9 protein-coding genes, 1 tRNA gene and 1 other RNA gene are annotated in these 10,954 nt (G+C 39.3%); 8 read left to right on the forward strand and 3 right to left on the reverse strand.

What is annotated here, in order from left to right; translation table 11 throughout:
* Nucleotides 1-12: 12 nt before the first annotated feature.
* Nucleotides 13-1,185, reverse strand: coding sequence for a hypothetical protein (locus MSI_RS14170; protein ID WP_009107465.1), 1,173 nt, complete (start codon nucleotides 1,183-1,185; stop codon nucleotides 13-15).
* Nucleotides 1,186-1,214: 29 nt separating this feature from the next.
* Here MSI_RS14170 and MSI_RS12085 point away from each other — a divergent pair, with 29 nt between their 5' ends.
* From MSI_RS12085 to MSI_RS12110, 6 genes are all read left to right on the forward strand, one after another.
* Complete coding sequence (locus tag MSI_RS12085) at nucleotides 1,215-1,865, forward strand: RluA family pseudouridine synthase (protein WP_009107467.1); 651 nt, start codon at nucleotides 1,215-1,217, stop codon at nucleotides 1,863-1,865.
* A gap of 20 nt (nucleotides 1,866-1,885) precedes the next feature.
* Nucleotides 1,886-3,013, forward strand: coding sequence for a dTDP-glucose 4,6-dehydratase (gene rfbB / locus MSI_RS12090; RefSeq protein WP_039924859.1), 1,128 nt, complete (start codon nucleotides 1,886-1,888; stop codon nucleotides 3,011-3,013).
* Between the two features lie 15 nt (nucleotides 3,014-3,028).
* Entirely contained in the window at nucleotides 3,029-3,394 is a 366-nt protein-coding gene (locus tag MSI_RS12095) for a polymer-forming cytoskeletal protein (protein WP_009107471.1), read from the forward strand.
* A gap of 3 nt (nucleotides 3,395-3,397) precedes the next feature.
* Nucleotides 3,398-4,021, forward strand: coding sequence for a lipopolysaccharide assembly protein LapB (locus tag MSI_RS12100; RefSeq protein ID WP_009107474.1), 624 nt, complete (start codon nucleotides 3,398-3,400; stop codon nucleotides 4,019-4,021).
* A 4-nt stretch (nucleotides 4,022-4,025) separates the two neighbouring features.
* On the forward strand, nucleotides 4,026-5,450 hold the full coding sequence (mtaB, locus tag MSI_RS12105; RefSeq protein WP_009107476.1) for a tRNA (N(6)-L-threonylcarbamoyladenosine(37)-C(2))-methylthiotransferase MtaB: 1,425 nt from the start codon (nucleotides 4,026-4,028) through the stop codon (nucleotides 5,448-5,450).
* A 94-nt stretch (nucleotides 5,451-5,544) separates the two neighbouring features.
* Nucleotides 5,545-5,617, forward strand: a tRNA-Pro gene (locus MSI_RS12110).
* A gap of 59 nt (nucleotides 5,618-5,676) precedes the next feature.
* On the opposite strand, the gene MSI_RS12115 is transcribed toward MSI_RS12110, so the two are convergent.
* Nucleotides 5,677-7,398 carry an MATE family efflux transporter gene (locus MSI_RS12115; protein ID WP_009107477.1) on the reverse strand — a complete coding sequence of 574 codons (1,722 nt, stop codon included), beginning with the start codon at nucleotides 7,396-7,398 and terminating at the stop codon, nucleotides 5,677-5,679.
* A 108-nt stretch (nucleotides 7,399-7,506) separates the two neighbouring features.
* Nucleotides 7,507-9,261 (reverse strand): threonine--tRNA ligase, encoded by a 1,755-nt coding sequence (gene thrS / locus MSI_RS12120; RefSeq protein WP_009107478.1) that lies wholly within the window; start codon nucleotides 9,259-9,261, stop codon nucleotides 7,507-7,509.
* A 266-nt stretch (nucleotides 9,262-9,527) separates the two neighbouring features.
* On the opposite strand from thrS, the gene MSI_RS12125 reads away from it, so the two are divergent.
* A complete protein-coding gene (locus MSI_RS12125; RefSeq protein ID WP_009107480.1) occupies nucleotides 9,528-10,496 on the forward strand; it encodes an Hsp33 family molecular chaperone HslO in 969 nt (322 codons plus the stop codon).
* Nucleotides 10,497-10,538: 42 nt separating this feature from the next.
* Nucleotides 10,539-10,906, forward strand: a transfer-messenger RNA (tmRNA) gene (ssrA, locus tag MSI_RS14380).
* The last annotated feature ends 48 nt before the right edge of the window (nucleotides 10,907-10,954 follow it).

A 10,954-nucleotide genomic window follows, 5' to 3' on the forward strand; every position in this document is an offset into this window, starting at 1 on the left:
TTTTTATCCATTTTAGTTCAATTCAATAGCAAACCACTTGCTTTTATCTGCATGGTCCTGAGCAATTGTGCCCCAAGTAACTTTAGCGGTGGTTTCGCCCATAAGATATTCCTTTTTACTTTCCGGGTCTGTAAAAGTCTGTCCCGGAGCCTTAATTTCTGTTCCTGCCATTGCATGAGAAAAGGCCGGACTTAATAAGAGCACAGAAGGAATATCTTTTGCATTTAACAAAAGACTTACCAGCATGGAACGGCTGTCGCAGTCGCTTCCTTCTCCTGTAAGAATTGCAGGAAGCGGGGTAAAATCTGAATTTGTTTTTACTTTTGCCCGCTTGTAATCAAAGGTCTGTACCCAGCTTAAAAGAGCCTGTGCATAACCAAGTTCTATATTCTTTGGTGATTTACTTTTTATATCTGCAGAAAGAGCCTTGTAAATATCATTACTTACATGACTTAAGCGGGCATAAGAGTCGCGGTAAATAAGCCGGTAATAACGTTTCCAGGCTTCCATTTTCTGAGGGTGATTTGCGTACATTGTAAGTACTGCAAATTCAATATTTACAACGAACTCAGAGGCTTCTGCATCACTTTTATCAATACTTGTTTTGATTTTTTTGCCGTCAATAACAAGCTGAATATCCTGCTTACCCTGTTTTGGATAGGCAAATTCTGTAACTATTCCTGTAGTTTTTTCATCTCCAATCTGAAGGGAATTTAAGGTCGACATAATAAAATAATTACATTTTTCAGAAATTGATTTTGGAGCATAGCAGAGAAGGGTAAGGAAATAACCTTCAAGTTTTGTCGGCGCACATAGAGCCCAGCCTCCGAATTCCTGACCGTCTGCAAGTTCAAAAGAAGTTTTAGAAATTGCGCAAAGCTTATTATTCCATTCAAAGCTTCCTGCCTGGTCCTTTGAACCGATTTTTTCAAGTGCCGTCTGCAGTACGCTGAAAGCATCTTCCGTACTTTCATAAATTTTTACCGCAAGTGTAACCGGAAGATTTTTATGATTAAAAGCAAGGCTAAGATTATCGTTTGTAGTTGCCGAAAGTTCATATCCCTCTGGAATATCAAGAGAATAACCGAAAGTCTCGTCAATAACAGGTTCTGCAAAGAGGCAGAGACTTGCAAAAAAGGCAATGAATAAAGCTGAAAGTTTTTTGTAAATAAGTTTGGTTGTCATTTTGTTTTATCCTTATTATTATATTTCGGATGAATTCTATTCCTGTTTTATATGAAGATGATGAAATTTATGTGATAAATAAGCCTGCTGGCCTCAGTGTTCAGGGTGGTCAGGGGGTAAAGCATTCCCTTGATAATGATTTTGCCCTTCAGACCGGTCAGAAGGTTTATCTTGTTCACCGCCTTGATAAAGATACCAGCGGTCTTATGATTGTTGCTAAGTCTCCTTTTGCAGCCTCTAAATGGACAAAACTGATTTCTTCAAAAGCTGTAAAAAAAGAATATATTGCAATCTGTGCCGGAAAAATGAAAGACAAAAAGGGTGTCATTACAGAAAAACTTATACAGCACGGAAGTGAAAAATCTGCAGTTACATATTTTACTGTAGAAGAGGAAAAGAATTTTACAACAGAAATTGAAGGCTATGAGAATATAAGTCTTTCTTTTTTGCGCCTTAAGCTGGAAACCGGCCGCATGCATCAGATTCGAATCCATCTTGCAAAAAACGGCTGCCCTATAGCGGGCGATGACCAGCACGGAAACTTTAAACTCAATAAGGCCTTGAAAAAAGCTTTGAAAATTAAATCTCTTCTTCTGGCTTCAGTTCGTCTTACACTTCCTTTGAATGGCAGGGAGAGCCTATTCGAAATTGAACTTCCCCCACATATGAAAATATGCTAAAATAGAAGAATGAGCAGAAAATTAAAAATATCCTGATTACCGGTGGTGCCGGATTTATCGGTTCTAACTTCATCCATTATCTTTTTGGACTTTCATCAGCAAAAAATAATCTTTTCAGTGATGCAGCATTTGACGGAAAAGTTGTAAATGTAGACTGCCTCACATATGCAGGAAACCTTGAAAGTCTTTCTGATGTAGAAGAGAAATTCGGAAAATCAGCTGGAAATAATCAGCGATACTTTTTTGAAAAGGTTGATATCTGCGACCGTGCAGAAATTGAACGCATTTTCAAACAGTATGATATCGATACTGTAGTTCACTTTGCGGCAGAAAGCCACGTTGACCGCTCTATTCTTGGCCCTGAAGCCTTTGTAAAGACCAACGTAATGGGAACCTTTACAATGCTGGATGTTGCCCGCAATTACTGGAAAAAAGAAGACGGAAGCCTCCGTGATGATGTTCTTTTCCATCATATTTCTACAGATGAAGTATACGGTTCTCTTGGTGAAACAGGTTACTTCCGTGAGGATACTCCTTACGATCCTCGTTCTCCTTATTCTTCATCAAAAGCATCTTCAGATCACCTTGTAATGGCATATTTCCATACTTACGGTCTTCCAATCACTCTTTCTAACTGTACAAATAACTATGGTCCTTACCAGTTCCCGGAAAAACTCCTTCCATTGATGATTTCAAATATCAAGGACGGAAAAAATCTTCCTGTTTACGGTAAAGGCGACAATATCCGCGACTGGATTTATGTAGAAGACCACAACCGTGCTGTATGGCTGATTGTAAAAAACGGCGTTACAGGCGAAAAATACAATATCGGCGGTGAAAACGAATGGCAGAATATCAAGCTGCTTCATAAGGTAATTGAACTTACTGCCGCCGCAACTGGTAAAAAGGTAGAAGACGTTGAAAAAACAATTACTTATGTAAAAGACCGTCCTGGTCATGACAAGCGCTATGCCATTGACTGTACAAAAATCAAGACTCAGCTTGGCTGGAAACGTCTTATGACTTTTGAAGAGGGCTTGCAGGAAACTGTAGACTGGTATCTTGCAAATTCTACCTGGATTGAGCACATTCAGAGCGGTTCTTATAAGGACTGGATTTCTAAAAACTACACACAGATGGGCAGATAGCCTTAAGGATAAATAATGTTTGACGTAAAAGATACAGACTTTTTTGATCTGGAAGAAGAATCCTTCAAAAATATTATTGAGGATGATATTCTTTTTACCGGAAATATCAGAACTAAGACAACTTTTATGATTCACGGAAAGGTAAACGGTACAATTATGAGTGAAAGTGACCTTGTAATTGATACTAATGCTGTTGTGAATGCTGACATTAAGGCAGAAAGGGTTCTTGTGCGTGGTAAAGTTTGTGGTGATGTAATCGGAAATAAACTTATTTTTGTTACTTCTACCGGCTCTCTTGAAGGAGATATCACAACTGAAAAGGTTGTTCTTGAACCGGGCTGTATCTTTACTGGTAAATGTACAATGAAATCAATGGAGTAAAAAATGAAAAAGTTTGGCTCTCTTATTATTGTTGCTTTTGTTTTTGCTTTTAATTTTTATGGACAGGCTCGACAGGATGCTCTTGTTCTCTATCACAACGGAAACTACAAGGATGCAATTCAGGTTTGTGAGCAGGAAATCAATGATAATCCTAACAGAATTGATTCCTATGTTGTTTTGTGCTGGTCTCTGGTTGCTAACAAGCAGTATGCAGAGGCTGAACAGAGGGCAGAAGCTGGTCTTAAAATCAGCCCTTATGACTTGCGTCTAATCGAAATTTTTGGTGAGTCAAAATATTATCTTGGAAAAAACAACGGTGCTCTTGAGCAGTTCCAGAAATACGCAGCTACAGCCAGTGAAAACGGTGCCAGAATTGGTGCTGCCTATTATTATATGGGTGAGATTTATATTCGTCAGGCAAAGTATCAGCATGCTGATATTTCTCTTTCAATGGCCGTTAAGAAGGAGCCTAACCGCGAACGCTGGTGGGCACGTGTAGGTTATGCAAGAGAAATGGCAGGAAATTATCCTGAAGCCTTGCAGGCTTATGATGAAGCATTAAAACTTAATTCAACTTTTTATGATGCAATCCGTGGACGAGAACGGGTTAGTTCAAAATTAAACTAGAATAGTGAGTATTGTCAGAATTGAAACATTAGGCTGCCGTTTAAATCAGATTGAAAGTGAGGCGGCTGCAAGATTTTTTATAGATGACGGTTTTTCTGTAGATATGAAAGGCGTTACAAGCAGTGTGCCCGAAGATACAGAAACCCGTCTTTGTATTTTAAATACCTGTACTGTAACCCAGAAGGCAGAGCAAAAGGCAAGACGAATAATTCGTTTACAGCTTAAAAAATATCCTTATGCCTGTGTGCTTGTTACAGGCTGTTATGCCCAGCTTAATCCAGCTGAAATCAAAGCGATAGATAAAAGAATTGCCGTTATCGGCGGGCAGATAAAAAGCCGAATAGCAGAAATTCCTCCACTTTTGAAAAAAAATCTTTCTTATTTTAGTTCCGAAAATTTCGCGGCTCTAATAAATAATAAAATATCTTCTTCTCTTCCTCAAAAACAAGGCTTTCCTGAAGCTTCGTTTAAACTTGCAACCTCTTCTTTTGTGGCCCATTCCCGTGCTTCTATTAAGATTCAGGACGGCTGCAATAATTCCTGTACTTACTGTGCAATTCACCTTGCGCGCGGAAAAAGCGTTTCTATTCCTGTAGAAACAGCCTTGCAGCGGGTTCTGGAACTTGAAGAAAAGGGAAATGACGAAGTTGTAATTACTACTGTAAATATTGGGCAGTACCGGGCCGAGTACAATGGGGAAGTTTTTAATTTTACCCGTTTATTAAAATTTCTTCTGGAAAATACAAAAAAAATTGCTTTTAGAATCTCAAGCCTTTATCCAGAAGTTGTTACAGACGAGTTCTGTCAGGTAATTAAAAATCCTCGCGTTCGTCCTCATTTTCATCTTTCTGTTCAGAGCGGAAGTGATAAGGTTTTAGAGTGCATGAATCGTGCCTATAAGCGTGATGCAGTAATTACAGCCTGCCAAAAGCTTAGTCAGGTAAAAGATAATCCTTTTTTAGCCTGCGATATAATTACGGGTTTTCCTGGCGAAAGCGATGAGGATTTTGAGCAGACAATGGATTTATGTAATAAGTGTAATTTTTCATGGATTCATGCCTTCCCATATTCTGAGCGTCCGGGAACTCCTGCAGCTATTATGAAGCCGAAAGTACCTCAGAGCCTTAGTGGTGAGAGAGCAAAAAAAATTACTGATTTTGCAATAAAGAATAAGATAAATTATGTAAAACAGTTCGAAGGTAAGGAATTAACTGCAATTCTTGAGACTGTACGCAGGCCTCTGGTTATGAGTGGTAAATCTGAAACTATGATTTATCATGCTGTAACTGAAAATTTCATTCACTGTGAAATAAAAACAGATAAACCTTTAACTGTTAATAAAAGTGTCCATCTTCGTATTGTAAAAACTCTTCCTGAGCGTATTCTCAAGGGGGGAGAAATCGAAGCTCTGGCAGAGGTTATCAGTTAAATATTTTTGTAAAAAAAAATGCAAAAATTTTACAAAAATCTACTTTTACCTATTGATTAAGTTTTGTGTTTAGTATATATTATTAATCACGCAACGGGCAATAGCGCAGCTGGTAGCGCGTCTGGTTTGGGACCAGGATGTCGGGGGTTCAAATCCCTCTTGCCCGATAGTAGAACCTTCTGGTGAATAACTAGAAGGTTTTTTAATTTTAAAATAATATTGCAAATTATCCCTTTTTATTAATTATAACTCTCATAGTGCTCATGCCCATAATAAAATCATATTGAATTTTATCTGAAATGGATTTTAAAAACCTGATGTTTTCTTCTATATCCTTTTCAGATTTTTCATCTATATTGCCTGTAGCACCAATGCTCCTGAAGTCAATTTCAACTCTGTCTTGATAAAGGGCTGTAAGAACATCTAGATAGCCGTTTTTTTCAGTGCGGTTTTTTGTAAAAAGAGCAGTTTCTTCTATAAGTAATGCAGCTTTTAAAGCTGTTTTTGAATCGAGACCTGCGCTAATAAAGGTATCCTGGGCTTTTTTACTAACTTCAGAAATATCCTTGTCATCATTAATGATTGTGATATCAAGAAGAGGCGGAGTTTCATGTTCTTTTTGAAAACGCCCCTGGAGAAGAAGAAAGAAAATAAAAAGAATAAAGGAGGTTGCCGGAAAAGACCACCAGATACCATCAAGCCCGATAAATCTGCATAAAAGCAGACTGAGTAATATATTGCCTCCAAAACCGTCAAAAATGCTTATAAAAAGGGAAGAAAACTTATGTCCTAAAATCTGAGAATAGGGCATAAAAATAAGATAAAAGCCTCTGATAAAATACTGAAGGGAAAAAATCCTTAAGGCGTAATCTGCAAGGCTAAGTGCAGCACCTTCTTTTATATCATAAAGGAAAGCAAAGTTTTTGGGTAATATAATAAAATAAAGAGCACATACAAGGGAAAATATAAACTGAGTATTGTAGGAAATTTTAAGCAGCCTTCTTTCTCCCTGATAATCCTTCTGCCCGTGAAGGACTGCTATAAGAGGAAGTGTTGATTGAAGAACTGCTCCTATAAAAATTGTAACAATGGAAATGGACTGAACGCAAAGGGAAAAGGCTACCAGGGCAGTAGTGCCTCCAAGAGCTGCAACAAAAGAATTCAAAAATGAAAATTTTATTGCAAATCCAAGCTGATTAATAGAAAAAGGACTTCCGGTTACTGCAATATCCTTTACAAAAGCTAAGTCAGTTTTTTCCGGCCGTTTATTTCTTATATCAACATGAAGGATTTTCAAAGCAATTATAGTAAATATTATGGCTGTGATATAGCCGGTAAGGGTTGCCCAGGCTGCTCCCTGTACTCCCAGATTAAATATGTGGATGTAAACATAATCCATCAGGATATTTACAACATTTGCAATTATATGAATTAAAGTTGCAAGAAACGGCGCACCACTCGGGGGAAGAAAAAATACAAAGGCAAGAAAGAGAATAAAAACCGGAGAAGAAAAAAGAAGTACAAAAAGATAACTTTTAAATTCAGGAAGAAGCTCCTGCTCCTTACAGACAAGGCTTGCAAGCGGATTAAAAAAAGAAAACTCTATTGCATATATAATAAGTCCAAGAACAAGTGCCGCAAGCATGGAAAGAACGAAAATTTTTCCGGCTTTTTCCCTGTTACGTTCGCCTAATGCAATTGAATATAAGGTGGAACCACCGTTTCCAATCAGAATGCAGGCTGTTGAAGCAATCATTACAAAGGGAAAGCCCAGCTGTATAATTGCCATTGCATGTTGTCCCAGCAGATTTGAAACAAGCATACTGTCTGCAAACTCACTTAAAGAAAATGCGGCTGTTGTTAGCATCGAGGGAAGCAGATAGCGGATGAATTTTTCAAAAAGAATAGTACTTGAACGTTTAAAATTATTTTTAGCTGGTGCTCTCATATTTCTATAAGAAATATTTTAACATGTAAAAACAGGATTGTAAAAAAAAATGATAAAAAAAAGGACACTTGCTTTATGCAAGTGCCTCCTGTAATTACAAAGCTTTTATTAAATCTCTACAGATTTATCTTCTACATTTTTTGTGATGTAGCTGATAAAATCTTCAAGGGATTTTGTTTCCTGCTGTTTACCAGAGCTGAAGCGGTAGCGTACGCAAACTGCTTTTTCGTCTTTTTCTTTCTGACCAACAACAAGGATGTAAGGGGTGCGGTGTTCTGTAGAAATCACCTTAATCTTACTCTTCATGTTGTCGTCATCAAGGTAGGCATTAGCGCGGAAGCCCTTATCCTGAAGTTTTTCTGCTATTTCGTTAGCATAGTCATTGAATTCTGTGCTTACAGGAACAACTGCAACCTGCTCAAAGGCCAGCCATGCTGGGAAGGCACCAGCAAAGTTTTCAATCAGAATACCAAGGAAGCGCTCAAGAGAACCAAGGATAGCGCGGTGGAGCATTACAGGGTGGTGTTTCTGGTTATCTGCACCAATGTATGTTGCATCAAGACGTTCTGCACTTGGAAGCTGATAGTCTACCTGGATTGTACCACACTGCCATTCTCGTCCTAAGCAGTCATAAAGCTTGAATTCAAGTTTTGGACCGTAGAAGGCACCTTCTCCCGGCTGAATTTCATAAGTAAGTCCAGCTTCGTGACAAGCGTCAGAAAGGGCTTTTTCTGCTCTTTCCCAGGTTGCAAGGTCACCTACGTGGTCTTCAGGCATTGTAGAGAATTTTACTACAAGATCATTAAAGCCAAAGTCGTGGTAAACAGCCTTCAAAAGCTTACAGAATTTTGCAACTTCGGCACCAATCTGCTCTTCTGTACACAAAATATGTGCATCATCCTGAACAAAGCCGCGTACACGCATAATTCCGTGTAAGGTTCCGCTTGGTTCGTTACGAACATCATGACCAAACTCTGCAAGACGCAAAGGAAGGTCTTTATATGAACGCTGACGGCTCTTGAAAATCTCAAGCGCACCCGGACAGTTCATAGGCTTAATAGCAAAAAGACGTTTTTCACTTTCTGTGATGAACATGTTCTGCTGGTAGTGTCCCCAGTGACCAGAGCGTTCCCACAAAGTGCGAGGCATGATAGCAGGAGTATTTACTTCAAGATATCCATCTCGGCGAACCATCTTTCTCATGTAATCCTGAATTGTTGTGTAGATAGTCCATCCGTTTGGATGCCAGAAAATCTGACCTGGGTCTTCCGGATCAAGGTGGAAGAGATCCATCTGAGTTCCCAGCTTACGGTGGTCGCGTTTTTCTGCCTCTTCAATCATCTTAAGATAATCTTTAAGGTCATTTGGTTTTGCAAAACAAACTGCATAAACACGGGTCAGCATTTTGTTGTTAGAATCACCGCGCCAGTAAGCGCCTGCAATTTTTGTAAGCTTAAAAGCCTGTCCGTTGATTTCTTTTGTGTTGGCAACGTGAGGGCCGCGGCAAAGATCAAGATAGCCGTCCTGCTCGTAAGTTGTGATAGTTTCGCCTTCTGGCAAATCCTTAATCAGTTCAATTTTATAAGGCTGGTCAGCAAAAAGCTTAAGGCCTTCTTCTTTTGAGATTTCTTTTCTTACAAAGTCATGATTACCAGAGATAATGCGGCGCATTTCTTTTTCAACAGCTGCAAAGTCGGTCTCGGTGAACTTGGTTTCGGTTGGGAATTCAAAATCATAGTAGAAACCGTTCTCAATAGCAGGACCAATTGCAATTTTTGTGCCAGGGAACAGTTTCAGAATAGCTTCTGCCATAACGTGCGCACATGAGTGACGTACAGTCTGTAGTTTTTCATCAACTGCCATAGTAATACCTCTAAAAAATATAATATTAATATTCTAGTGATTTTAGCCTTGTTTATCAATCGACAGCAAAAAATGGCTTCCGCTCGCATAGCCCAGTACGAAACCGCGCAATAATGCGCTACATGCTGTTTGCGGTTAAGAAACTATAAACGCGCCGCTATCGCGACGCTCCACAAACAGAATGTTTTCGTCCTGTGCTATACTCCCTCGCGCCATTTTTTCCTTCCCACTGTATAAAAGTTCCTAAATTCATTATTATATTTTTTATGATAAAAGCAGAAATTACAGATAAAGAACTTAAGTCTCACCTGGAGTCGCTGGAAGAGGATAAATTACGCATTTTTACTATGGCGGATGGACGTGTCCGCGGGGCGCTTTTTCATGGGACTCGGTTTGTTAATCAGATGAGGGCGCAGCATAAGCTTGGAATTCTTGAAACTATGATTCTGGGACAGGCCGGACTTTGTGCAGCTCTTACAATTCCTATGATGAAGGATCGTGATCATACTGTCATTAAATATGAAGGAACCGGCAGTGCAGAAGGTTATTCTTTAGAAGCTGATTCTACAGGTTATGTCCGCGGCTATCTTTATAACGAACATATTAAACTTGATAAGCCTCTTGAAAACTGGGATTTAAAGCCGTTTTTAGGAGTTGGTAATCTTACAGTAAGCCGTGTTCATCCGGATGATAAATATCCTCAGCAGAGTACTGTTGATGTTGATGACGGAAATATTGCCAAGGATTTTGCCTGGTATTTCAGCCAGTCTGAGCAGTTGAAAACTGCCTTTAATACAAGCGTTCAGTTTGATAAGCAGGGCAGGGTTATCGGCGCTGGTTCTATGTATCTTCAGATTATGCCAAAAACCGGTGGTACAAAGGGAATTGGTTCTCAGGTAGACAGCCATCAGGAAGAAAGCGAAGATGAAGAGGATTTAATCCGCCGTGTAGAGAATGCCTTTACTGCCTGCCCTTCTTTAGGTCAGCTTTATTCTGAAAAAACTGTAGATTCAGAAGATATTATTTTAGGTCTTTTCCGGGAGTTCAGTCCGACAATTACTCTCAGTCGTGATATTATTTTTGACTGCAAGTGTAATGAAGAAAGTTATTTGAATTACCTAAAAAATCTTCCTGCAAAAGAAAAGGAAGCTATGAAAAAAGACGGCCTTGATCCTGTTGAAATTGTCTGCCGTAACTGCGGAAGCATTTACAGATTCCCTCTTTCTCAGATTTAAGGTTGACGATTTTAGGATTTATGCTTATATTTAATACTACTTGGGGGTGCACCGGTTTCGACGGAATCGAGAAATCTTGTGTTGCAAGTAGGAGTGAAGGTTCCTTAAACTGACAAAAAAATAACTGCAAAACGTAAAGAAGAAGATTCTAACGAAGAACAGTTCGCAATGGCAGCTTAGTTTGCCTTGCAGGACCCCGGCGGCTCTGTTCCGCGTTGCCGGCCCGTCTTTTACCCATCGGGACTTGCTTCTTAAAGTTTCTGGTATTTAGGAAGGACATTTAATCAGAATACGGAGGCGACGCTTGTTATGCTGCTACCGGCTCCCGACAACCACTTCGCATAACTAAACTTGTAGAGGCACCTGGTTTACCTTTTCGGACGGGGGTTCAATTCCCCCCATCTCCACTAAAACTCTCGTAGAAATACGGGAGTTTTTTTCTTTTAAAAAAAGAGTAT

It is taken from the genome of Treponema sp. JC4, from assembly GCF_000260795.1.
Lineage (GTDB): Bacteria > Spirochaetota > Spirochaetia > Treponematales > Treponemataceae > Treponema_D.